The sequence below is a fragment of the Rhodococcus coprophilus NBRC 100603 genome, from assembly GCF_001895045.1.
Classification (GTDB): domain Bacteria; phylum Actinomycetota; class Actinomycetes; order Mycobacteriales; family Mycobacteriaceae; genus Rhodococcus; species Rhodococcus coprophilus.
The window spans coordinates 148095-170314 of sequence record NZ_BDAM01000001.1; the positions used below are offsets into that span (position 1 = coordinate 148095).

The 22220-nt window shown below is 71.3% G+C and carries 23 protein-coding genes; 14 read left to right on the forward strand and 9 right to left on the reverse strand.

What is annotated here, in order from left to right; translation table 11 throughout:
* Nucleotides 1-75: 75 nt before the first annotated feature.
* Nucleotides 76-678, forward strand: a complete 603-nt coding sequence (locus RDCOP1_RS00620; RefSeq protein ID WP_072698156.1) for a hypothetical protein — start codon at nt 76-78, stop codon at nt 676-678.
* A 38-nt stretch (nt 679-716) separates the two neighbouring features.
* Here the strand turns inward: RDCOP1_RS00620 and RDCOP1_RS00625 are convergent, their stop codons facing one another.
* Entirely contained in the window at nt 717-1049 is a 333-nt protein-coding gene (locus tag RDCOP1_RS00625; protein WP_072698157.1) for a hypothetical protein, read from the reverse strand.
* Between the two features lie 182 nt (nt 1050-1231).
* On the opposite strand from RDCOP1_RS00625, the gene RDCOP1_RS00630 reads away from it, so the two are divergent.
* The 5 genes from RDCOP1_RS00630 (at nt 1232) to RDCOP1_RS00650 (ending at nt 6256) form a co-directional block, all read left to right on the forward strand.
* Nucleotides 1232-1570 (forward strand): RNA polymerase-binding protein RbpA, encoded by a 339-nt coding sequence (locus RDCOP1_RS00630; RefSeq protein ID WP_072698158.1) that lies wholly within the window; start codon nt 1232-1234, stop codon nt 1568-1570.
* A 255-nt stretch (nt 1571-1825) separates the two neighbouring features.
* Nucleotides 1826-2206 carry a chorismate mutase gene (locus RDCOP1_RS00635; protein WP_072698159.1) on the forward strand — a complete coding sequence of 127 codons (381 nt, stop codon included), beginning with the start codon at nt 1826-1828 and terminating at the stop codon, nt 2204-2206.
* Nucleotides 2207-2214: 8 nt separating this feature from the next.
* Nucleotides 2215-4344 (forward strand): aminodeoxychorismate synthase component I, encoded by a 2130-nt coding sequence (gene pabB, locus RDCOP1_RS00640; protein WP_072698160.1) that lies wholly within the window; start codon nt 2215-2217, stop codon nt 4342-4344.
* Nucleotides 4341-5255 (forward strand): prephenate dehydrogenase/arogenate dehydrogenase family protein, encoded by a 915-nt coding sequence (locus RDCOP1_RS00645; RefSeq protein WP_072698161.1) that lies wholly within the window; start codon nt 4341-4343, stop codon nt 5253-5255. The genes pabB and RDCOP1_RS00645 overlap by 4 nt, the downstream gene beginning before the upstream one ends.
* Nucleotides 5252-6256, forward strand: coding sequence for an AurF N-oxygenase family protein (locus RDCOP1_RS00650; protein WP_072698162.1), 1005 nt, complete (start codon nt 5252-5254; stop codon nt 6254-6256). Before RDCOP1_RS00645 ends, RDCOP1_RS00650 begins: the two co-directional genes overlap by 4 nt.
* Nucleotides 6257-6289: 33 nt before the next feature.
* On the opposite strand, the gene RDCOP1_RS00655 is transcribed toward RDCOP1_RS00650, so the two are convergent.
* The 4 genes from RDCOP1_RS00655 to RDCOP1_RS00670 are packed head-to-tail and all read right to left on the reverse strand — an operon-like array spanning nt 6290 to nt 10902.
* Nucleotides 6290-7069: a polyprenol monophosphomannose synthase gene (locus RDCOP1_RS00655; RefSeq protein ID WP_072698163.1), complete on the reverse strand. Its 780-nt coding sequence runs from the start codon at nt 7067-7069 to the stop codon at nt 6290-6292.
* Nucleotides 7069-8661, reverse strand: coding sequence for an apolipoprotein N-acyltransferase (gene lnt / locus RDCOP1_RS00660; RefSeq protein WP_072698164.1), 1593 nt, complete (start codon nt 8659-8661; stop codon nt 7069-7071). Before lnt ends, RDCOP1_RS00655 begins: the two co-directional genes overlap by 1 nt.
* Nucleotides 8662-8699: 38 nt before the next feature.
* Nucleotides 8700-10310, reverse strand: a complete 1611-nt coding sequence (locus tag RDCOP1_RS00665) for an amidohydrolase (RefSeq protein ID WP_072698165.1) — start codon at nt 10308-10310, stop codon at nt 8700-8702.
* Between the two features lie 19 nt (nt 10311-10329).
* A complete protein-coding gene (locus RDCOP1_RS00670) occupies nt 10330-10902 on the reverse strand; it encodes an FxsA family protein (protein ID WP_072698166.1) in 573 nt (190 codons plus the stop codon).
* A 155-nt stretch (nt 10903-11057) separates the two neighbouring features.
* On the opposite strand from RDCOP1_RS00670, the gene RDCOP1_RS00675 reads away from it, so the two are divergent.
* Genes RDCOP1_RS00675 through RDCOP1_RS00685 form a run of 3 tightly spaced genes read left to right on the forward strand, consistent with a single transcriptional unit; the run spans nt 11058 to nt 14725 of the window.
* Nucleotides 11058-11825, forward strand: coding sequence for a sulfite exporter TauE/SafE family protein (locus RDCOP1_RS00675; RefSeq protein WP_072698167.1), 768 nt, complete (start codon nt 11058-11060; stop codon nt 11823-11825).
* Between the two features lie 21 nt (nt 11826-11846).
* Entirely contained in the window at nt 11847-13358 is a 1512-nt protein-coding gene (locus tag RDCOP1_RS00680; RefSeq protein ID WP_072698168.1) for a TldD/PmbA family protein, read from the forward strand.
* Nucleotides 13355-14725, forward strand: a complete 1371-nt coding sequence (locus RDCOP1_RS00685) for a metallopeptidase TldD-related protein (protein WP_072698169.1) — start codon at nt 13355-13357, stop codon at nt 14723-14725. Before RDCOP1_RS00680 ends, RDCOP1_RS00685 begins: the two co-directional genes overlap by 4 nt.
* A gap of 16 nt (nt 14726-14741) precedes the next feature.
* Here RDCOP1_RS00685 and RDCOP1_RS00690 read toward each other — a convergent pair whose 3' ends face one another.
* Both RDCOP1_RS00690 and RDCOP1_RS00695 read right to left on the reverse strand, forming a co-directional pair.
* Entirely contained in the window at nt 14742-15275 is a 534-nt protein-coding gene (locus RDCOP1_RS00690) for a glutathione peroxidase (RefSeq protein ID WP_072698170.1), read from the reverse strand.
* Nucleotides 15276-15496: 221 nt separating this feature from the next.
* Nucleotides 15497-15922, reverse strand: a complete 426-nt coding sequence (locus RDCOP1_RS00695) for a PPOX class F420-dependent oxidoreductase (protein ID WP_072698171.1) — start codon at nt 15920-15922, stop codon at nt 15497-15499.
* Nucleotides 15923-16023: 101 nt separating this feature from the next.
* Here RDCOP1_RS00695 and RDCOP1_RS00700 point away from each other — a divergent pair, with 101 nt between their 5' ends.
* The 4 genes from RDCOP1_RS00700 (at nt 16024) to RDCOP1_RS00715 (ending at nt 19785) form a co-directional block, all read left to right on the forward strand.
* Nucleotides 16024-16794, forward strand: a complete 771-nt coding sequence (locus RDCOP1_RS00700) for a ferredoxin-like domain-containing protein (protein ID WP_072698787.1) — start codon at nt 16024-16026, stop codon at nt 16792-16794.
* Between the two features lie 84 nt (nt 16795-16878).
* On the forward strand, nt 16879-18369 hold the full coding sequence (locus RDCOP1_RS00705; protein ID WP_072698788.1) for a dihydrolipoyl dehydrogenase family protein: 1491 nt from the start codon (nt 16879-16881) through the stop codon (nt 18367-18369).
* Between the two features lie 241 nt (nt 18370-18610).
* Nucleotides 18611-19096: a VOC family protein gene (locus RDCOP1_RS00710; protein WP_072698172.1), complete on the forward strand. Its 486-nt coding sequence runs from the start codon at nt 18611-18613 to the stop codon at nt 19094-19096.
* Between the two features lie 185 nt (nt 19097-19281).
* Nucleotides 19282-19785 carry a nitroreductase/quinone reductase family protein gene (locus tag RDCOP1_RS00715; RefSeq protein WP_197713475.1) on the forward strand — a complete coding sequence of 168 codons (504 nt, stop codon included), beginning with the start codon at nt 19282-19284 and terminating at the stop codon, nt 19783-19785.
* Here RDCOP1_RS00715 and dprE2 read toward each other — a convergent pair.
* Nucleotides 19782-20528 (reverse strand): decaprenylphospho-beta-D-erythro-pentofuranosid-2-ulose 2-reductase, encoded by a 747-nt coding sequence (gene dprE2 / locus RDCOP1_RS00720; protein WP_072698790.1) that lies wholly within the window; start codon nt 20526-20528, stop codon nt 19782-19784. The genes RDCOP1_RS00715 and dprE2 overlap by 4 nt on opposite strands.
* Nucleotides 20529-20626: 98 nt before the next feature.
* Here dprE2 and RDCOP1_RS00725 point away from each other — a divergent pair, with 98 nt between their 5' ends.
* Nucleotides 20627-21022: a PPOX class F420-dependent oxidoreductase gene (locus RDCOP1_RS00725; RefSeq protein ID WP_072698173.1), complete on the forward strand. Its 396-nt coding sequence runs from the start codon at nt 20627-20629 to the stop codon at nt 21020-21022.
* Between the two features lie 51 nt (nt 21023-21073).
* Here RDCOP1_RS00725 and RDCOP1_RS00730 read toward each other — a convergent pair whose 3' ends face one another.
* Entirely contained in the window at nt 21074-22204 is a 1131-nt protein-coding gene (locus tag RDCOP1_RS00730; protein WP_072698174.1) for a M24 family metallopeptidase, read from the reverse strand.
* Nucleotides 22205-22220: the final 16 nt, after the last annotated feature.

Below are 22220 nucleotides of genomic sequence, written 5' to 3' on the forward strand. Positions count from 1 at the left end.
CAGAGTTCCGCACGACCTGGTTTCCGCACGACCTGCTTCCCCCGACTCGTCACAGCCGACCCGAAGGAGCTCCCGATGCCGCGTCGCCGGACCATCCGCACTCTCGGCGTACTGTTCGCCACCGCACTCGCCGTCGCCCTGCCCGCCCAGGCCTCCGCCGAACCCGCGCCGCCGGGCCTGCCGATCGAGCAGTTGCGGGCGGCCGCCGCACCCGACCCCGGTGCACTGCGCGCCGTCGACGACATGCTCGGCGGTGGAACGGGCTCGGCGCTGTTCGCGCCGCCGCCGCGCAACACCCCGCAGCCGTTCATGCAGCCCGCGCCGACCCTCGGACCGGGTTGCGGCGGCGGACTGGTGCCGTACGCGATGACCACCGGGTGGGTGCAGCCCGGCCCCAACGTGAACCCGGACGTGCAGATCGGGCAGCTGAAGATCTTCGTCGCGCCCACCATCCCGGTCACCCCCGCCGCCGCCGACCTGAAATTCGTCTGGCTCAACATGGAGACCTTCCGCGGCGGCATCGAAACGCTCGACGACACGATCGGCGGCGTTCCGCAACTGTCGAAGACCGTGAACACAGGGACCGGCCCGGTGCTGGCGGCGCTGTTCGGGTCGATCAACTACACCAACGGCGCGTTCTGCCAGGTGGTCTACACGATGGGCGGATTCTTCGCCTGACACCCCGACCCTCTGACCGCGCCGCCGGGCGGAGCCGCTCAGCGGATCCGCTCGGCGTCGCGGGCGAGCGTCACCAGTTCGGCGCACAGCTCGCCCAGTTCTGCCGCGTCGGCCCCTTCGGCCACCGCGGTCGCCACATCCTCGGCGGCGCAGCGCACCAGGTAGGAGCGGTCCGCCAGCGATTCGACCTCCGCGGCGGTGAGCACGACGGCATCCTCGGGGAGCCCGGCCTCCCGGGTGGTGTGGCGCTGCTCGTAGGCGCGTTGCCGGCACGACTGCCGGCAGTACCGTCGGCGCCGTCCCGTCCCGATCTCCGGGACCGGTCGACCACACCACAGGCAGCTGCCCGGCGGGCGGGTCCGTTCGGTCATGACCGGACACCTTACTGCCGTCGAGGAGACGGCCGGTAATGTGGTGTATCCGGCCCTGACGCGGGCGCGGGAACGGAATCGGCCCCGTCGGCGTTGACATGAGGTGAACGTTGATCCCGCGTGGGCGCTCGCCGGCACCGGCGGGCCCACCAGCGGGTGGAGCACAAGGAGAGGACACCACCATGGCAGATCGTGTACTGCGAGGCAGCCGGCTCGGCGCGGTGAGCTACGAAACCGACCGTGACCACGATCTTGCGCCGCGGCGGATCGCCCGTTATCGCTGCGACAACGGCGAAGAGTTCGATGTGCCGTTCGCCGACGAAGCGGAGATCCCCGGCACCTGGATGTGCAAGAACGGACTGGAGGGCACCCTCGTCGAGGGCGCCGCACCGGAACCGAAAAAGGTCAAGCCGCCGCGCACGCACTGGGACATGCTGCTCGAACGCCGCTCCATCGAGGAACTCGAGGTGTTGCTGCAGGAACGCCTCGATCTGATCAAGGCGAAGCGGCGCGGCGCCTGACCAGGCTGCACCGACGCAGGTAATGCCGTTGCGGGAATTGTTTCCCGCAACGGCATTTTCCGTTTTTCGAGGCGATTGTGCCGACACCGTTTCGAGACCGGCCACCCGTGTGTTGCCGGAGTGGCACAAATCCATCAATTGTCGGCACCTGGTTCTGCCACATGCAATCATGAGCGAATACCAACCGACGAGTCGGGCACCGTCGAACTTCACGATCCGACCCCCACCCCGGGGGCTGTACAGGGGTGAGCGCACGTGAACGACAGGCACATCTCCGCGGCGGACACCACGACCGCACCGACACCGGAAACCCAGCTCGATGCCTTGCGCAGCGAACTCGACCGAGTCGACCGCGCATTGCTCGACGACATCCGTGACCGGCTGGCGCTGTGCGCTCGCGTCGCCGAGCTCAAACAGCGCCACGACATCGCCGTGCTCCAACCGGGCCGGATGCAGGTGGTGCATCGCCGCGCCCAGGACTACGCGCACCGCAACGGTTTGTCCGGTGATTTCGTCGAGGAGCTGTTCACGCTGCTGATCGGGGAGGCTTGCCGCGTCGAGAACGACATCGTCGCCGGTGCGGGCGCCGACGCCGGTCCGCGACGCGCGGCGCGCTCCGGGGACCCCCAGATCTGAGGCGCGAGATGAGCGCACCGCCACCGACCCGGACTCTGCTGGTCGACAACTACGACTCCTTCACCTACAACCTCTACAGCCTGCTCTCCCGGGTCAACGGGATCCCCCCGGTGGTCGTCACCCACGACACCGAGTGGGACGAGCTGGGGCTGGAGCGGTTCGACAACATCGTCGTCTCCCCCGGTCCGGGCCGCCCCGACCGCGCCCGCGACTTCGGGATCAGCGACCGCATCCTCGCCGACGCGGGGCTACCGGTCCTCGGTGTGTGCCTCGGCCACCAGGGTCTGTGCCACCTGTACGGCAGCCCCGTGGTGCCCGCCCCCGAGCCGGTGCACGGCCGGATCGCCCGGATCGTGCACGACGGGACCGGCCTGTTCTCGGGCCTCCCGTCGCCGTTCGACGCGGTCCGGTACCACTCGCTGATCGCCGCGCGCGTCCCCGACGAGCTCGTCGCGACCGCCTACACCGACGACGGTCTGCTGATGGCCGTCGCGCACCGGCAGCGCCCGCTGTGGGGAGTGCAGTTCCATCCCGAATCGATCTGCACCGACTACGGCGCCGAACTGCTCGGCAATTTTCGTGCCGCCACCCCGGCCCGGGCGCCGATCACCGTGACCGGTCCCCCACCGGCGGCGGACCCGCGGCTACCGCAATTTGTGCTCGACACCCGCGTGCTGGATTTCCATCCCGATCCGCACGCCGTCTACGAGACGCTCTTCGCCGACGGCCCGCACAGCTTCTGGCTCGACGGGTCCGTCACCACCGAACCCGGCACCCGGTTCACCGTGATGGGCGACAGTTCCGGTCCGCGTGCCGAGTTCGTCACCTACAGCGTCGCCGAAACGACGGTGCGCGAATACCGGGCCGGTGCGCCCGTCGCCGAGTACCACCGCACGTTCTTCGACCATCTCGACGAGCGGCTCACCGAACGGCGCGTCGCCCGCCGCGATGATCTGCCGTTCGCGTTCGCTCTCGGTTACGTCGGCTACCTCGGCTACGAACTCAAGGCGGACGCCGGCGGGCAGTTGGTGCACACTTCCACGATCGCCGATGCGTCGATGGTGTTCGCCGACCGCGCCGTTGTGCTCGATCACGAGGCGGGCCGCTGTTATCTGCTGGCGTTGTCGGACCGCGCCGACGACCCGGAGACCGTCGCGTGGTTCGACAGCACCGCCGCGGCGCTGGCCACGCTCGCCGACACCGATGTCGCCGCGCCGACGCCGGTGCCGTTGCTGAGAGACGAACACGACCCGCAGATCCGGTTGCGGCACACCCCGGCGCGCTACCTCGACATGATCGAGCAGTGTCAGGCGGAGATCCGCAGCGGTGAGACCTACGAGGTGTGCCTGACCAACACCGCGACCGTCGACCGCCGCATCGACCCGCTGCGCGCCTACCGGACGCTGCGCGAGATCAGCCCCACCCCCTACAGTGCGTTGCTGCATTTCCCGGAGGTGTCGGTGCTCAGCGCGTCCCCGGAACGGTTCCTGCGGATCGGCGCGGACGGCACCGTGGAGTCGAAACCGATCAAGGGCACCCGGCCGCGGGGCGGCACCGTCGCCGAGGACACCGCGCTGCGCGACAGCCTGCGCACCAGCGAGAAGGACCGCTCCGAGAACCTGATGATCGTCGATCTGGTGCGCAACGATCTGTCCCGGGTCTGCGAACCCGGGTCGGTGCACGTGCCGAGACTGTTCGACGTCGAAACGTACTCGGCGGTGCATCAACTGGTCTCCACGGTGCGCGGCACGCTGCGCCCCGACGTCACGGCGGTGGACTGTGTGCGTGCGGCGTTTCCCGGCGGCTCGATGACCGGCGCCCCGAAACTGCGCACGATGGAGATCATCGACAAACTCGAGGACGGTCCCCGCGGGGTGTACTCGGGGGCGATCGGCTACCTGTCGCCCACCGGCACCGCCGACCTGTCGATCGTCATCCGCACCATGGTCGCCACCGACCATCAGGTCACCTTCGGTATCGGCGGCGCGATCGTCGCACTGTCCGACCCGGACGACGAACTCGAGGAAACCCTCGTCAAATCCCTTGTGATGCAGCGCTGCCTCACGGAAACGGAGACCACCCCTCTCGACGGCAACTCCGCGGTGCGGGCCCGGCCGGACGGCGGCGCTGGGCCGTGACGATCCCCGGATCCGGCCCGGTCGTCGTCGCCGGTGGCTGCGGCGCGGTGGGCACGATGCTCGCCGCGGCGCTCCGCGGCGACGGGCATCGTGTGGTGCTCGTCGACCCCGCCGCGACCCGAACAGGCCCGGAGGTGTTGCCCGGCGACATCGCCGATCCCAGCCCGCCGGCCGCGGCGGCGCTGCGTTCGGCCGGGACGGTGATCCTCGCCGTACCCGACGCGGTCGCGGTCGCCGCGTTGCCGGCCCTGGCGGAGGTAGTGCGGCCGGGGGCGCTGCTGGTGGAGACCCTGTCGGTGAAAACTCCGGTCGCGGCGGCGCTGCATGCGCAGCTGCCGGACCGGGAGGCGCTCGGGATCAACCCGATGTTCGCTCCGGCACTCGGTGCGGCCGGCCGGCCGGTGCTGGCGGTGCGGCACCGGGACGGAGACGCCGTCGGTGCGTTCGTCGACGCGCTGCACCGCTGGGGGATGCGCGTCGTCGAAGTAGGCGCCGCCGAGCACGACCGGGCGACGGCCGTCAGCCAGGCGCTCACCCACGCGGTGATCCTGGCCTTCGGCAGTGCCCTCGACCGGTTGGCGCCACCACCGGCGGCGGCCGCGGCCGCACCCCCGCCACATGTGCTGCTCCGGGCGCTGCTCGCCCGGATCGCGTCCGGCACCCCAGCGGTCTACCACGACATCCAGGTCGCCAACCCGTACGCCGCCGAGGCCCGGCGGGCCCTGCGCGACGCCCTCGACGAACTCGACGCGGCCGACGATCCGGAGCGGTTCGCGGAACTGACCGTGCGCGGCTGTCACGCGCTCGGCGACGAAAAGGATCGCTATCGAGCCTTGTGCGGGGAGGTGTTCGCCGGGCTCCCGTCGGACCTGCGCGGAACCGGCGCCGTGCGGAACGAGGTCGCACCATGACCGATCATCAGGCAGCGAACAGGCGGGCGGCCCGGTTGCGGCCGCCGGAACTCCCGGAGCACGACGCCGCCGATCCGGCGGCCGCCGCGGTGATCCGCGGCCTGACCCGATCGTGGCCGCGCCGCGCCGCGGTGAAGAAGACCGAACCGGACCGCGATGCGCTGTTCGAACCGGCTCGCGACGATTTCCCCGACACGCTGCTGCCGTTCCACACCCATCCCCGCTACGCGGCGCTCGACGAACCCGCCCGGGCGCGACTGCGGGCGTGGGGGTGGATCGCCTACAACAAGAACGTCATCGACATCGAGCAGTACGTGGTCAACCCCGGCTTCGGGTTGATCACCTCCGACGTGTTCGGGCTCGCTCCCCCGGACACGGTGGTCCTCGGGGTGATGCAGGCGATGGTCGACGAGCAGTACCACACCCTCATGCACCAGAACGCCAACGCGCTCACCCGGCGGCGCCGCGGCCTGACGCTGCCCGACGCGGTGCTCCCGGCGTGCCGGACTCTGCGGGCGCATCGCGCCGCGGTGCAACGCGCCACCGATCCACGGCACGAGGCGCTGGTGCAACTGGCGTTCACCACCGTCGCCGAAACGTCGATCAGCGCCTACCTCGCCCTGTTCATCGGGGACGAAACGGTGCAACCGGTCAACCGGGCCACCGTCTCGGTGCACCGGCGCGACGAACTGTGCCACGCCACCCTCACCGGGGAACTGTTCACCACGGTGTTCACCGAACTCGACGCCGCCGACCGGGAGCGGCTGTTCGAGGCGCTCGCCGCCGGGATCGACGCCTTCACCGGCGGCGACATGACGACCTGGGCGGCGATCGTCGCGCACGAAGGCATCCCCGGTGGCCGGGAGATGATTGCCGACACCGCCGACGCGACCGCGCACCAACCGGTGGTGCAGGATTGCAGCGCGATCCACCGCCTGTGCGCGTCGGTGGGGGCGGGCGAGGACTTCGACGCCCACCGGGCCCGCCGGCTACAGACGTGATAGCTCAGGGCCGGTGTCGGTCAGGGCCGGTGGTCAGCTGCGGCGCAGCAGCGCCCGCACCCGCTCGTAGCGGCTGCGCAGCCCCCACAACGTGACCCGCAGCAGCGCCTCCTGCACGATGTTGCCGCTCATCTTCGACTCCCCGATCTCCCGTTCGGTGAACGTGATCGGCACCTCGGCGACGGCAAAGCCGGCCTGCAGCGTCCGCCACGCCAGATCCACCTGGAAGCAGTAGCCGTGGGAGGCGATCGCGTCGAGATCGAGGGCTTCGAGCACCTCGCGGCGGTAGGCGCGGTATCCACCGGTGATGTCGCTGACCTTCACCCCGAGTGCGAGCCGCGAATAGATGTTGCCGCCGCGCGAGAGCACCTCGCGGTGCCACGGCCAGTTCACCACGGTGCCACCGGGCACGTACCGGGAACCGAGCACCAGATCGGCGCCCGCGTCGACGCGCTCGAGCAGCAGATGCAGCTGTTCGGGGGCGTGGCTGCCGTCGGCGTCCATCTCCACCAGCACGGTGTAGTCGCGGCCGAGCCCCCACCGGAATCCGGCGATGTAGGCGGCACCGAGCCCGTTCTTCTCGGTGCGGTGCATCACGTGGATGCGGTCGTCCGCCTCGGCGAGACCGTCGGCGATCGCGCCGGTGCCGTCGGGGCTGCCGTCGTCGACGATCAGCACGTCGGTGCGGGGCAGGGCGGCGTGCAGTCGCTCGACGATCCGACCGATGTTGTCGCGCTCGTTGTACGTCGGAATGATCACCAGGGTGCGGGCGCTGGGTGCGCTGTCGTTCCCGGCCGGCGTCGCCGATGCCATCAAAGGTCCTCCCTGTCGAACCGGCCGGGGGCCGGTGCTCCTGCGGTGCCGGGACGGGACTGCGCGCCCCGACCGGCCTTGTCACGTCGGCTCCGCACGAGGGCGAGACCGGCGGCGACGACGGCACCGACGCAGAGCACGAGCTCCGGAATCGGGCCGAGCCGACTAGCCAGCGTAACGTCCGTGCGCAACGGCACCTGCGCCACCAGGGCCGCCGGCTCGAACAGCGGGGTGCGTTGCTGCACCGATCCGTCCGGATCGACGATCGCGCTGACCCCGCTCGTGGCGGCGACCACCACGGTGCGGCCGTGCTCGACCGCCCGCACCCGCGACATCGCCAGCTGCTGGTAGGTCATCTCGGTGTCACCGAACGTGGCGTTGTTGGTGGGTACCGCAAGCAACTGGGCACCCGCGTCCACCGAGTCCGAGAACGCCCGGTCGAAGGCGACCTCGTAGCAGGTCGCGACCCCGATGGTGATGTCCCCGGCGGTGACCGCCCCGTCCCCGTCGCCGGGCACGAAATTGCCGGCGCGGTCGGCGTACTCGGAGAACAACCGGAAGAACGACCGGTACGGCAGGTACTCCCCGAACGGCTGGATGATCCGCTTGTCGTGCTGCTCGCCCGGCCCGGTCTGCGGGTCCCACACGATCACCGAGTTGCTGGTGGTGCCGTCCCCGTTGAGCAGCACCGCGCCGACGAGGATCGGTGCGCCCACGGCGGTCGCGGCGGCGGTGATGTCGCGGGCGGCGTCGGCGTTGCGCAGCGGATCGATGTCGGAGGCGTTCTCCGGCCAGATCACCACGTCCGGTTGCGGCACCGCACCGGACTGCACGTCCTCGGCGAGTTCCAGGGTCCGGGCGACGTGATTGTCGAGCACCGCTTTGCGTTGCGCATTGAAGTCGAGTCCGAGCCGGGGCACGCTGCCCTGGATCGCGGCGACGGTGACCACCGGCGAGTCGGCGCGGTCGGTGCGCAGCAGCGGCCACAGCGCCAGCGCGACCAGGGGCGCGAGCGCCGTCCACGCGGCCGCCCGCACCGCGCGGCCCCGGTCGACGCGGGCGCCGTCCCGGCGCACCCGCGACAGGCCCAGCGCCGCCAGCCCGGTGCCGGTCAGCGCGACCGCGAACGACACCAGCGGGGCGCCGCCGACCGCGGCGAGGGAGACGAAGATCCCGTCGGGTTGCCCGAACGCGAGCCGGCCCCACGGGAACCCGCCGAACGGCACCGACGAACGCAGGAATTCGGTGGCGCTCCACGCCGCCGCGATCCACAGCGGCGCCGCCGGCAGCGCCCGCAGGTGCACGGCCAACGCCCCGAACAGGCCGATGAACACCGCTTCGGCGGCGGCGAGCGCCAGCCACGGCAACGGCCCGACGTACACCCCGACCCACGGCAGCAGCGGCACCAGGAATCCGAGTCCGGCGAGATAGCCGTAGCCGAATCCGGCGCGTCGCCGTATCGGCCGGGCCGTGAGCACCGCGGTGAGCAGGGCGATGCCGACGGGAGCGAGGAACCACAGCGGACGGGGCGGGAAGCTGGCGAACAGCAACACTCCGGCAAGGATCGCCGCGACAGACCGGGCGGCGATCATCGCGGCGACCCGCCGCCTGGCACCCGATTGTGGTGCCGTCACCGCGCGTACACGACGCGGCCGCGGTGCACGCTGCGCACCAATACCGGATCGTCGGTGCCCTCGGCGAGGTCGGGCAGCGGCGCGACCCGCGACCGCGGGTCGGTCGACCACCGTTGCACACTGTCCTGCGGGGCGCGGATCACCAGTTCGTCCGCCTCCCACAGCGCATACGACGCCGGAGCACCCGGATCGAGGGTGCCGGCCATGCCGTCGCGCACACCCCCGGCGCGCCAGGCGCCGCGGGTCGCGGCCGCGAACGCGGCGCGCGGGGAGATGCCGCTGCCGGCGGTGCGGTGATGCACTGCGGCGCGCAGCATCTGCCAGGGTCGCGGAGCGGTGACCGGGGCGTCGGAACCGAAGGCGAGCGACATCCCGGTCGAGGCGATGGTGGCGAACGCGTTGAGGGCGGCGGCGCGCGGCGCCCCGAGACGTTGTGCGTACATGGAGTCGGGGCCGCCCCACAGCGCGTCGAACATCGGCTGCATGCTGGCGATCACCCCGTACCGGGCGAGGCGTTCGGCCTGCGGTCCGGTGATCGACTCGACGTGTTCGAGGCGGTGTCCGCGCGCACCGACCGCCGGTCCGCCCAGGTCCGCTGCGACCGCGTCGAACGCGGCGACGGTGGCGGCGACGGCGGCATCCCCGATCACGTGGAATCCGGCTTGGATGCCGGCGTCGGTGCAGGCCCGCACGTGGTCGGTGAGCTCGTCGACGGTCAGGTAGGCGGTGCCGTGGCAGTCGGGGCGGTCGGCGTAGGGGTCGGTGACCCACGCGGTGTGCGAACCGAATGCGCCGTCGACGAACAGGTCGCCGCCGAGGGCGTGTGCGCCGGTCTCGGCGAGCAGGGCGGTGGCGCCGGCGGCGGTGCGTACCGCCTGACCCCAGTAGCCGCGCACCTCCACCGGATGGTCGGTGGCGAGCAGTTCGGTGAAGTCGTCGAGGCCGGCGATGTCGGGACCGCCGCATTCGTGGACGGCGACGACGCCGTGTGCGGCGAAGTCGTCGAGGGCTGCTGCCCGGGCGCGGGCCCGCTGCGCTGCGGTGAGCCCGGTGCGGGCCGCGGCGCGCACGGCGTGGTGTGCCGCGGCGGTGACGGGCCGCTGCGGGTGGTGCCCGTCGAGCGTGGTGAGGGTGCCTGCCGCGGCGCGCAACGCCGAGGACGCCGCAGCGGAATGTGCGTCGATCCGGCCCAGGTAGACCAGCCGGCCGGGGGCGGCGGCGTCGAGTTCGTCGGTGGTCGGCGGGGTGGGGTCCGGCCACCGTGTCTCGTCCCAGCCGTGTCCCCAGATCACGGCGTCGTCGCAGCCGGCGGCGAACTCCGTGACGCGGCGGAGCACGTCGTCGCGGGTCGCGGCGCCGGTCAGGTCCAGGCCGGTCAGGGCGAGGCCGTGGGCGGTGACGTGCACGTGGGTGTCGACGAAGGCGGGGGCGACGAAGGCGCCGGCGAGGTCGACGATCTCGGCGTCGGGATGCAGGACCCGGCCGGTGCGGTCCTGCCCGACCCACACGATCTGGCCGCCGGAGACGGCCATCGCGGTGGCATCGGGTGCGCTCGCACTGTAGATGCGGCCGCCGACGAAGAGCTGGGTGTGCGGTGCTGGGCTCACGACTGCCCAGTCTGCCCCGTCACGGTGTGTGGGGGCGCCGCGGGGTGTCGACGATCTCCCCTTCGAGGATCTCGCCGTCCACGATGTCCGGCCGCGTCGGGCCGGTGGGACCGCGACCGGTGCCGTCGTAACCGCCGGGCAGATGGGGTGCCGAGCCGACGACGGTGTGCCCGACGACCTGACCGTCGACGACCACCAGGCGTTGTCCGCGCCAGGTGGCGGCGTGGTTGCGGGCGGTGCGGGCAGCCAGGGCACGCACCACCGGGCGCAGCAGTGCGCGGCTCGGCAGCAGCAGCACGACACCCAGGACGGTGGTGATCAGGCCGGGGATCAGGACGAGACCGGCACCGGCACCGATGAGCGCGCCGTCGGTGAGCACCTTGTCGGGTGAACCGGTGGGCGGGAGGGGGCCGCTGCGGAGTTTGCCGAGGCCGCGCAGCGCGCGGCGGCCCTGCGCGCCGAGCACCATGTACCCGGCGACGTTGACGGCGAGGAAGATCAGCACGGTGGCGAGGGCGCCGACGGTCGAGCCGAGCCAGGCCAGCACAGCGATCTCCGCAGCGACGTAGACGACGAACAGCAACAGGTACACGCGGGGTCCTTCCGTACGCCGGGTCCGGCGCGAACGTCTCTCGGGTGAGGGACTCGTCTGTTCAACGTACGAGACGCCGAGTTTGCTCCCGGGCTCTGCGAACGGTGCGATGGCCGCTCCGCTCCGCCGCTGCGACCCATGATCGAATGACGCTCATGACTATGGCCGACTGGGCGGTGCTGCTGGCCGCCGCGACCGCCGCCGGATGGGTCGACGCGGTCGTCGGCGGTGGCGGATTGATCCTGTTGCCGGCGTTGCTGCTGGTCGCCCCGCAATTGGCGCCGCAGGCGGCGTTGGGCACCAACAAGCTCACGGCGATCTTCGGGACCGGGGCGGCGGTGTGGACCTTCGCGCGGCGGATCCCGTTGCGCTGGTCGGTGCTGGGACCGGCGGCGCTGGTGGCGGCGCTGTTCGCCGGGGCCGGTGCGGCCGCGGTGTCGCTGCTCGACCGGGAGGTGTTCATCCCGATCGTCATCGTGGTGCTCGTCGCGGTGGCGGTGTTCGTCGCGGCCCGCCCCTCGCTCGGGACCGCCACGGTGGGGCACACCCCCAGCGTGCTGCGCATGGCCACGGTGACCGTCGGTGCAGCCATGGTGATCGGGTTCTACGACGGCATTCTCGGTCCGGGCACCGGCACCTTCCTGATCCTCACGTTCGCGGTGATGCTCGGCAGCGAGTTCGTGAAATCCGCGGCGATGGCCAAGGTGCTCAATCTCGGCTCGAATCTCGGCGCACTGGTGGTCTTCGCGATCGGCGGGCACGTGTGGTGGACCCTCGGGTTGACCATGGCGGTATGCAACGTCGCCGGATCGGTGCTCGGCTCCCGGATGGCGCTGCGGCGCGGCGCCGGGTTCGTGCGGGTGGTGCTGCTGATCGTGGTCGTCGCGATGGCGGTCCGGCTCGGCTTCCAGCAGTTCGGGTGAACCGGTCGCTACGGTAGGCCGGTGACCGGTGTGGACGACGACTTTCTTGCCCTGCCGCTGACGGCCGCTGCGGACGCCGCGTTGTCGGTGGCCCGCGCCGCCGGCGCCACCCACGCCGACGTGCGGGTGCAGAGGGTGCGCACGCACTCGCTGACGCTGCGCGACGGCGCGGTGCAGGCCGCGGTGGACGGCACCGACAGCGGGCTCGCGGTGCGGGTCCTGCTCGACGGCACCTGGGGGTTCGCGTCGCACCCGGAGCCGGGACCCGACGGCGCAGCGAAGGCGGCGGCCCGGGCGGTGGCGGTCGCGCGGGCGGTGCGGCCGCTGAATCGGGACCGCGTGCAGTGGGCGGACGAACCGGTGTATCCGGACGCGACGTGGACTTCCGCGTACGAGATCGACCCGTTCACGGTGCCCACCGCGGACAAGATCGCGGTGCTCGGCGCGTTCTCGCAGCGACTGCTCGACGCCGACGGGATCGACCATGTCACCGCCGGACTCGAGCACGTCAAGGAACAGACGTTCTACGCCGACCTGGCGGGGTCGTCGATCACCCAGCAACGCATCCGGGTGCAACCCCACCTGGAGGCGATCACCGTGGATCGGCGGGCAGGCAGCTTCGAATCGATGCGCACATTGGCGCCGCCGGTCGGGCGCGGCTGGGAGTACCTCGCCGGCGACGCGCACTGGGACTGGACCGGAGAACTGGACCGGCTGCCCGACCTGCTGGCCGAGAAGTCCCGGGCACCGTCGGTGACGGCCGGTCCGACGGATCTGGTGATCGACCCCACCAACCTGTGGTTGACGATCCACGAATCGGTCGGGCACGCCACAGAATTCGACCGGGCGATCGGCTACGAAGCCGCATACGCCGGCACGTCGTTCGCCACCCCGGACCAGCTGGGCACGCTGCGTTACGGCAGCGCCGCGATGCACGTGACGGCTGACCGCACCACCCGGCACGGGCTCGCCACCACGGGATACGACGACGACGGCGTGGCCGCGCAGTCGTGGGATCTGGTGCGCGACGGCGTGCTCGTCGGCTACCAGCTCGACCGGGCGTTCGCACCGAAACTCGGTGTGCCGCGGTCCAACGGCTGTGCCTACGCCGACTCGGCGCACCACGTGCCGATCCAGCGGATGGCGAACGTGTCGCTCCAGCCGGATCCGGTCGTCGACCGCAGCACCGCCGACCTGATCGCCGGGGTCGAGGACGGGCTGTACATCGTCGGGGACCGCAGTTGGTCGATCGACATGCAGCGATACAACTTCCAGTTCACCGGGCAGCAGTTCCACCGGATCCGCGGGGGCCGGCTGGTCGGGCAGGTCCGCGACGTGGCGTATCAGGCGTCCACCCCCGACTTCTGGGGTGCCCTCGAGGCGGTCGGTGGGCCGTCGACGTGGCGGCTCGGCGGCGCCATGAACTGCGGGAAGGCGCAACCGGGGCAGGTCGCGGCGGTCAGCCATGGATGCCCGTCGGTGCTGGTGCGTGGCATCTCCGTGCTCAACACCGTGCAGGAGGGTGGACGATGATCTCTGGACCGGACCTCGTCGAGGCGGCCCTGGCCGCGTCGACCGCCGACGAGACGATCGTGCTGGTCACCGACACCGAAGAAGCGGCGCTGCGGTGGGCGGGCAACTCGATGACCACCAACGGTTCGACCCGGTCCCGGACGGTGACGGTGATCGCGGTGCGGCGCACCGCCGCCGGCGCCCGCTGTGGCATCGTCACCGCCTCGCTGCTGAACCACCGCGAGATCATAGCGGTGGTCGGGGCCGCCGATGCCGCGGCCCGCACCGCCCCACCGGCCGCGGACGCGACGGACCTGGTGCCCGGCGACGGGACACCGCACGACTGGGACAACCCCACCGAGCACACCGGCATCCACGTGTTCGACCCGGTCATCGCGTCTCTCGCGCACGGTTTCGACGGGTCCGACGTGTTGTACGGTTTCGCGGAACACCAGGTGCACAGCACCTGGCTGGGCACGTCGACCGGGCTGCGGCGACGCTGGATCCAACGCGACGGGTCGATCGAGATCACCGGTAAACGCGGCGGACTCGACGGGGCCAGCGCGTGGGTCGGCGCCGGCACCACCGATTTCACCGATGTGCGGACCGATCGGCTGCTCGAAGACCTGTCGCGGCGCCTGGACTGGGCCGCCACCTCGGTGACGCTGCCGGCAGGCCGGTACGAGACGGTTTTGCCGCCGTCCGCGGTGGCCGACCTGATGATCTATCTGATGTGGTCGATGGAGGGCCGGAGCGCGCACGAAGGCCACACCGTGTGGTCCGGTCCGCGCGGCACCCGCCTCGGCGACACCCTCACCGACCTGCCGCTGACGTTGACCTCCGATCCGGCGGCACCGGGCCTGCGGTACGCCCCGTTCGTCACCGCCACCGCGTCGAGCGACGCGGTGTCGATCTTCGACAACGGACTACCGGCCGGCCGGGTCGACTGGATCCGGGACGGTGCGGTCCACGCGTTGACCTATCCGCGGGCCGCGGCCGCCGAGTTCGCCGCGACGCCCACCGCCCCCGGCCGCAACCTGCTGCTCACCGGTGGGAGCGCCGCGACCCTCGACGAGATGATCGCCGGCACGGAACGCGGTCTGCTGCTCACCACGCTGTGGTACCTGCGCGACGTCGATCCGGCGAGCCTGCTGCTGACCGGGCTCACCCGCGACGGGGTGTACCTGATCGAGGACGGCCGGGTGCGCGGCGCGGTCGGCAACTTCCGGTTCAACGAATCCCCGGTGACGCTGCTGGGACGGGCCACCGAGGTCGGCGCGACCGAACGCACCCTGCCGCGGGAATGGAAGGACTGGTTCACCCGCACCTCGATGCCGCCGATGCGGATCCCGGACTTCCACATGTCGTCGGTCAGCGCCGCCCACTGACAGCGCGACCCGCGCCCTACAGCAGAGGGGCGAGCCGGGCGGCGATCTCGTCGGGCCCGACGGTCGGTTCGAACCGGGTGACCACCGCGCCGTCGGGGTCGACGAGGAACTTCGTGAAGTTCCACTTGACCTCGTCGGTGCCGATGGCCTCGGGACGGCTCTTGCTGACGTGCTCGAACAGGAATCCGTGTTCGGGGCCGAAGTCACCGGGCGCCGCGCTGCGCAGGTGCCGGAACAGCGGGTCGGCGTCGTCGCCGTTGACCTCGACCTTGCCGTACACGGGGAACGTCACGTCGTAGGTCAGGCTGCAGAATTCCTGGATCTCCGCGTCGGTGCCCGGTTCCTGCTCGCCGAACTGGTTGCAGGGGAACCCGATGATCCGCAGTCCCCGATCGGCGGTGTCGCGGTGCAACTTTTCGAGGCCCTCGTACTGCGGTGTCAGGCCGCACTTGCTGGCGACGTTGACGATGAGCAGATACGAACCGGCGTACTCACCGAGCGAGACGGTCTCTCCCTCGGCGGTACGAACGGTGAAGTCGTGCACGGTCATGCGGTCTCCTGGCGGATCTGATGCTGCGAGTCGGAATGCAGGGGCGGGCGGAACAAGATCGGTGTCACAGCAAAACTACGACACCCTGATCACGTCGCCGCTGTGTCCGATGTCACGTCAGGGTTCCGGTCGCTACCGAATCCCAGTCGCCACGGAACTGCGCGACGGCGATCGACTGGGAGTGGTAGCTGTGCCGCATCGGTCCGGCGGTTGCCGTCGGTTTACTGCGTGTCGGTGGTTCCGGTGTCCGGATCGAGAGAACACGCCAGCCCCACCGTCCCGGTGCGGCCGCGGCGCAGCACACTCGCGCCGACGATGAGCCGGCCGAGCAGGCCGTACTTGCGGGCGATCACCGACCGCGCATGGGCGGTCTGTTCGGCATCGAGGATCACCCCGGTGCCGGGGACCGCCGCCGACTTCGCGTTGCCACGCGCATCGCACACCGCCAGCGTCAGCCGCGGGTCGCGCCGCAACCGGCGCACCTTGTAGGCATCCGCTTCCGTCCACACCAGCAGACGGTCGCCTTCGGGCGCCGCCCACACAGGGGTGCCCACCGGAGACCCGTCCTTCCGGAACGTGGTCAGCAGGACGTACTTGGCTGCGGAAAGCTCCGCGAACGAGGGTCGCTCGGAGCGAGTTTCGGACATGGCCGACACCCTACGGTCTTTTCGTGCCCTCTCGCGCGGCGGCACCTCCCCCAGCCAGCGAAGTTGTGGTCACCACCCGCCCGACGCTCTAGCCTGTGACCATGCCCGACACCGCTGTCGAAATCCACTTGTCCGGTGGCGTGCTCACCGCGGCGCAGTTGCGCGCCCTGGCCGAACTCGCCGAAGCGCACGGTGGCGGCGAGCTGCACCTGACCGGCCGCGCGCAGGTCCGCCTGCACGGCGATGCCGAACAGATCACCGAGCGGCTCGGCGAGATCGGGCTCAGCGCGGACGCGCCGACACGTTCCCGGGTGCTCGCTTCACCGCTGAGCGGACGTCTCGAGGGGCACTGCGACATCCGTCCGCTCGTCCGTGCCGTCGCCGCGCGGCTGCACGACTCCCCCGACCGCGGTGCGCGGATCTACGGCATCGACGACGGCACCGGCGACATCGTCGCGCTGGCGCCGCACCTCGCGGTGCTCGCCCGTCCCGACGGGCGCATGGCGGTGGTGCGCGACGGTGTCGACACGGGAGTGCGCATCGACCCGGACGCCGCCGTCGAAATCCTGCTCGCCGAGACCCCACCGGACGAGGCCCCGGATGCGGTGGAGCCGTTGCCCTCACCTCCCCCCGCCCCGATCGGGTGGCTCGACCAGACCGACGGTGGGGTCACCCTCGCCGGTGGTCTGCCCGGTGGGGTGCTGCCCACGCGTCTCGCCGAATTCCTTGCCGCGGTGGAACGACCCGTCGTGATCACGCCGTGGCGGTCGGTGCTGCTGTGCGACCTCGACGAGTGGACCGCCGAGCAGATCGTGCGGGTCCTCGCCCCGATGGGATTGGTGTTCGACGCCGGTTCCTCCGAGTTGGACTGACCACTCCCGGTCGGGGGGGATGAACCGCCGGTCGATCCCGCCGAACGGGTCCGCCGGTTCCGTGCGCCGCCTACCGTGAAACGGGTGACCCGCGCCGACCGTCCCTCCGGGCCCGCGACCGCCGACGACACCTACGACGTGATCGTGGTCGGCGGTGGACCCGCCGGGGAGAACGCCGCGCAGTACGCCGTCGCCGGAAGCGACCGCACCGTCGCGCTGGTGGAACACGAACTCGTCGGCGGCGAATGCTCCTATTGGGCCTGCATACCGTCGAAGGCGCTGCTGCGGCCCAGCCAGGTGCTCGCGACGGCGCGGCACATGCCCGGCGTCGGCGAGAAGGTCAGTGCACACGGTGTGGACGTGCCTGCCGTCCTCGCCCGCCGCGACGGGCTCACCCGTCACCGGGACGACAGCTCACAGGTGGACTGGGCGCGCTCGGCGGGCATCGACGTGGTGCGGGGCCGCGGACGACTGGACGGGGAACGCACCGTCGCCGTCACCGGCGCCCACCCGGACCGGCCCCGCATCCTCCGCGCCCGGCACGCGGTGGTTCTCGCCACCGGTACGGTCGCCGTCGTCCCCGACACCCCCGGCCTGCGCGCGGCGTTGCCGTGGACTTCCCGCGATGCGACCAATCTGCTGGAGATCCCGCGCCGGGTGCTCGTCGTCGGCGGCGGGGTGGTCGCCTGCGAAACCGCCACCTGGCTGCGGCAACTCGGCGTGGAGGAGTTGACGATGGTGGTGCGCGGATCACGGCTGCTGCCCCGCGTCGAACCGTTCGCCGCCGACCTTGTCACCGAAGCGCTACGCGCACACGGCATCACGGTCCGCCTCCACGCCGCGATCCGGCAGGTCGAGCGCCCCGACGTGCGCGAAACCGGCATCGGCCGGATCCACGGCGGTCCGGTCACCGTCGAACTCGACGACGGCACCCGCCTCGAGGTCGACGAGATCGTGGTGGCGACCGGCCGACGCCCGACCACCAGCACTCTGGGTCTCGACACGATCGGGCTGGCGTCCGACGCGGCGATCACCGTCGACGACCATCTCACCGTCGAGGGAGTGGACGGTGACTGGCTCTACGCCGTCGGAGATGTCGCCGGCCGCGCAGCCCTGACCCACATGGGCAAGTACCAGGCCCGGGTGTGCGGGGACGTTATCGCCGCCCGAGCGGAAGGCCGCCCCCTCGGCGGGGCCCGCTACCGGGCGAGCGCCGACCATCATCAGGTCCCCCAGGTGATCTTCACCGACCCGGAGATCGCCGCGGTGGGGCGCACCGCCGAGCAGGCCCACGCCGACGGCTTCGACGTCGAGGTACTCGAGGCGGACATCGATGTGGCCGGCGCCGCGCTGTCACGTGACGACTTCACCGGCCACGCCGCGCTGGTCGTCGACCGCGCCACCGACACCCTTGTCGGCGCGACGTTCGTCGGCACCGACGTGAGCGAACTCGTGCACGCCGCCACGGTCGCTCTCGTCGGGCACGTACCCCTCGACACGGTGTGGCATGCCGTGCCGTCGTACCCGACGGTCAGCGAAGTGTGGCTGCGGCTGCTCGAAGCCCGCCGCTCCTGAGCGGGCACGACTTCCGGCCGATTGCCGGTGCGGCACACGGCCGTCACGGCACATCCGCAGCAGCAGCGGTCGGTGCGGAGACGACTGTGATCGACATCGGCAGCACCGTGAACCATGGTCAGGTGGTGAGCGGGTTCGTGCGACGCGCTACCGACCGGACTGATCGACCACCGGCCCGCGGCGGCGAGATCGGTCGGTTTTGTTCAATACGTACCGGTATCCGCTGTCCGACAGTGGATGCATGACCGACAACGTGAACCCCGTACCCGAGGGATACACCGCCCTCACCCCGTACCTCGTCGTGGACGGTGCAGCCCGTGCGATCGACTTCTACCGGGATGTGTTCGGCGCGAGTGTCATCGAGCGGATGGACGCACCCGACGGCACTGTGATGCATGCCGAACTCGACTTCGGCCGCGGCCGAATGCAACTGAGCGACCCGAACCCGGAGATGGCCCTGCGCGCTCCCACCGGAACCACCGACGTGGACCATTCGTATGTGCTGTACTGCGCGGACGTCGACGCCGTGTTCGCCCGCGCCGTCACCCTCGGTGCCCGCGTCTTCGAGGAACCGTCGACGTTCGTGACCGGTGACCGCTTCGCCTCGCTGCTCGACCCGTTCGGCCACCGCTGGGCGGTGATGACCCGCGTGGAGGACGTACCGGCCGAGGAGGTGAAGCGCCGGCTCGACGCATGGGCGGCTCAGGCATCCGTGGTGGATAAGTGACCGCCCAGCGGGCAAAACTCCACCAAACCTTGCGTATTCGGCTGAGTACACAGTCCGCGCGCCGGTAGGCTGCGTGCCGCAGGCGGTGGGGGCACTCCCCGCAGCGTCACGACAGCACGGGCCCGGGACAGTGGACCAGTCCGTCGCACACGGGCTGGCCGATGCGACACGAACGGTGGTCGACGATGAATCCCATCCAGGCGTTGAAGCGCAGGGCCATCCGGGGATACGACGGGCTCACCCGCCGGATGTACCGCGGCGGACGCCCGGGACCGGTGGCCCGCGTGATGAACAGGGTCGCGGGCCGCCAGTACGCGGCGGGTCTGCTCTCCCCCGGTTATGCGATGACCCTCGAAGTGATCGGGCGGCGCAGCGGGCAGCCGGTGACCTTGCCCGTGGTGGTGGCCGACTACGACGGCGGGCGGTATCTGGTGTCGATGCTCGGCGAGGCCAACTGGGTGCGCAACGTGCGCGCTGCGCACGGCCGGGCCGTGCTGCACCGCCACGGCAGTGACACCGTGCACCTCGAAGAAATCGACCCGGGCGAGCGGGCCCCGATTCTGCGCCGCTACCTCGACCTCGCGCCGGGCGCGCGACCCCATTTCCCGATCGACCGGCACGCGGCCACCGCCGAGTTCGAGCGGATCGCCGACCGGTATCCGGTGTTCCGGGTCGACGCCGCCACCTAGCGTGGCAGTCGCCGCCAGATCGCCCGCGGCAGCAACCGCATCCCGAAGAACACCGGGCGCAGCAGTCCCGGCACCCACACCTCCCCGCGACCGTGGCCCAGCGCGCGCACCACCGCGTCCGCGACCTGCGACGGTGTGCTCGAGAACGGAGCCGGGCTCATCCCCTCGGTCATCCGCCCGATCACGAATCCGGGCCGGACCAGCAGCAACGACACCCCGCTGCCGTGCAACGCGTCCGCCAAGCCCGACGCGAATCCGTCCAAACCGGCCTTCGCCGAGCCGTAGACGTAGTTGGCGCGGCGCACCCGCACTCCCGCCACCGACGAGAACACCACGATTCGGCCCGAGCCCTGCGCGCGCAGCAGCGTCGCCAGCCGGGTCGACAACGCGACCTGCGCGACGTAGTCGGTGTGCACGATCGCCACGGCGTGCGCGGCATCGGTTTCGGCGCGGGTCTGGTCGCCGAGGATCCCGAACGCCAGGACCGCCACGCCGATCGGCCCGTGCGCGGCCACCAGGTCGTCGAGCACCTGCTGGTGGGTGTCGAGCGCGTCGGCGTCGAACTCGGCGGTGTGGACCGCGGCGGCACCCGCGGTGCGCACCGCGTTCCGTTCCTCGGCGAGGTCGTCGGCGCGGCGCGCGGCGAGGATCACGGTGCGGCCGGGCGCGAGCCGACGGGCCACATCGACCCCGATCTCGCTGCGGCCTCCGAATACGACGACGGTTCCCGGTGTGCTGTTCATGTCCGCCAGTGTCGCGGCATCGGGAAGCACGTGTGCCGCCGGGCCCCGGGTTGCCCTTGGAGAGTCGTGGCGGTCCCGCGCCCTCTAGGCTGCCGAGCATGGTTCACACCCCCGATGCGCTCGGCGACCGTGCCCGGCAGTTCCTGTCCGAATACCATCTCGGCACCCTGACCACGCTGCGGTCCGACGGCACACCGCACGTGGTGGCGGTCGGGTTCACCTGGGATCCCGACGCGCAGGTGGCGCGGGTGATCACCAACGCCGGGTCGCAGAAGGCCCGTAATGCCGCCCGCGGCGGCTACGGCGCGGTGTCGCAGGTCGACGGGGGTCGGTGGCTGACGCTGGAAGGTCCGGCCCGGGTCCGCGACGACGCCGACGCCGTCGCCGAGGGGGTCGCCCGCTACGCCGAGCGGTACCGGCCGCCGCGGGAGAACCCGACCCGGGTGGTGGTGGAGATCGCGGTGTCGCGGGTGATGGGGTCGGTGCTGGAATGACCGACCTGCGGGGTGGCGCGGGCCGTCCGGCGGAACACTGCGGGGATCGGGTCAGGCGGGCAGCACCGTCAGCCCGTGTGGCCGCAGGTTCATCGGCTCGCAGCCGTCCGCGGTGACCACCACGATGTCTTCGATGCGTGCGCCCCACTGTCCCCGGAAGTAGATCCCCGGTTCGATGCTGAAGGCCATGCCCGGTTGCAGCGTCTCGGTGTTGCCGCCGACGATGTACGGCTCCTCGTGCACGGACAGGCCGATGCCGTGCCCGGTGCGGTGCACGAACACCTCCCCGAACCCTTCCGCGGTGAGCAGGTCCCGAGCGGCGGCATCCACCGCTTCGGCGGTGACTCCGGGGCGCACTGCGTCGACGGCGGCCTGCTGCGCCGCTTCGAGCACCGCGATCCTGCCGGCAATCTCCGGGTCGGGCTCGCCGATGCTGTAGGTGCGGGTGGAATCGGAGTTGTAGCCCGGCTCCACGGGCCCACCGATGTCGATCACCACGATGTCTCCGGGTTCGATGACCCGGTCGGACACCTCGTGGTGCGGGTCGGCGCCGTGCGGACCCGACCCCACGATCACGAACGCCGCCTCGGTGTGCCCTTCGGCGAGAATCGCGGCGCCGATGTCCGCGGCGACCTCCGCTTCGGTGCGACCGGCGCGCAACCACTCGCCCATGCGGGCGTGGACACGGTCGATCGCGGCCCCGGCGCGGCGCAACGCGTCGACCTCGTCGGGGTCCTTGAGCATGCGCAGTTGCCGGATCACCGGGGTTGCCAGCACCGGGGTCGCGCCGAACCGGTCGGCCAGCGGCACCAGATGCAGCGCCGGCATCGCCTCGGCCACCGCGACGGTGCTAGCGCCCGGCACCAGGTCGGCGACCAGCGCATACGGGTCCTGTCCGTCCACCCAGTCGCGCACCGGCAGCGCGAGGTCGGCGACCGCCGAGCCGGTCAGCGACGCCAGCTCGAGGCGCGGCACGACCACCGTCGCCGGCGATCCGTCGGTGGGAATCACCAGGCAGGTCAGCCGCTCGAACGACTCGGCACGCGAGCCGATCAGGTACCGCAGGTCCGGGCCCGGGGTGATCAACAACGCGTCGAGCCCGGCGGCGGCCCCCAGTTCGGCGGCGCGAGCGAGGCGGGTTCCGTAACGGGCGGCGGGAAATCGGGTAGCGACGGTGGTCATGATCCCCAGCGTATCG

Excerpts from the sequence above, each read along its gene's own strand:
- RDCOP1_RS00620 (WP_072698156.1), top strand. The coding sequence starts at position 76 with ATGCCGCGTCGCCGGACCATCCGCACTCTCGGCGTACTGTTCGCCACC.
- RDCOP1_RS00625 (WP_072698157.1), bottom strand. The coding sequence starts at position 1,049 with ATGACCGAACGGACCCGCCCGCCGGGCAGCTGCCTGTGGTGTGGTCGA.
- RDCOP1_RS00630 (WP_072698158.1), top strand. The coding sequence starts at position 1,232 with ATGGCAGATCGTGTACTGCGAGGCAGCCGGCTCGGCGCGGTGAGCTAC.
- pabB (WP_072698160.1), top strand. The coding sequence starts at position 2,215 with ATGAGCGCACCGCCACCGACCCGGACTCTGCTGGTCGACAACTACGAC.
- RDCOP1_RS00650 (WP_072698162.1), top strand. The coding sequence starts at position 5,252 with ATGACCGATCATCAGGCAGCGAACAGGCGGGCGGCCCGGTTGCGGCCG.
- RDCOP1_RS00655 (WP_072698163.1), bottom strand. The coding sequence starts at position 7,069 with ATGGCATCGGCGACGCCGGCCGGGAACGACAGCGCACCCAGCGCCCGC.
- lnt (WP_072698164.1), bottom strand. The coding sequence starts at position 8,661 with ATGATCGCCGCCCGGTCTGTCGCGGCGATCCTTGCCGGAGTGTTGCTG.
- RDCOP1_RS00675 (WP_072698167.1), top strand. The coding sequence starts at position 11,058 with ATGACTATGGCCGACTGGGCGGTGCTGCTGGCCGCCGCGACCGCCGCC.
- RDCOP1_RS00685 (WP_072698169.1), top strand. The coding sequence starts at position 13,355 with ATGATCTCTGGACCGGACCTCGTCGAGGCGGCCCTGGCCGCGTCGACC.
- RDCOP1_RS00690 (WP_072698170.1), bottom strand. The coding sequence starts at position 15,275 with ATGACCGTGCACGACTTCACCGTTCGTACCGCCGAGGGAGAGACCGTC.
- RDCOP1_RS00695 (WP_072698171.1), bottom strand. The coding sequence starts at position 15,922 with ATGTCCGAAACTCGCTCCGAGCGACCCTCGTTCGCGGAGCTTTCCGCA.
- RDCOP1_RS00700 (WP_072698787.1), top strand. The coding sequence starts at position 16,024 with ATGCCCGACACCGCTGTCGAAATCCACTTGTCCGGTGGCGTGCTCACC.
- RDCOP1_RS00710 (WP_072698172.1), top strand. The coding sequence starts at position 18,611 with ATGACCGACAACGTGAACCCCGTACCCGAGGGATACACCGCCCTCACC.
- RDCOP1_RS00715 (WP_197713475.1), top strand. The coding sequence starts at position 19,282 with ATGAATCCCATCCAGGCGTTGAAGCGCAGGGCCATCCGGGGATACGAC.
- dprE2 (WP_072698790.1), bottom strand. The coding sequence starts at position 20,528 with ATGAACAGCACACCGGGAACCGTCGTCGTATTCGGAGGCCGCAGCGAG.
- RDCOP1_RS00725 (WP_072698173.1), top strand. The coding sequence starts at position 20,627 with ATGGTTCACACCCCCGATGCGCTCGGCGACCGTGCCCGGCAGTTCCTG.
- RDCOP1_RS00730 (WP_072698174.1), bottom strand. The coding sequence starts at position 22,204 with ATGACCACCGTCGCTACCCGATTTCCCGCCGCCCGTTACGGAACCCGC.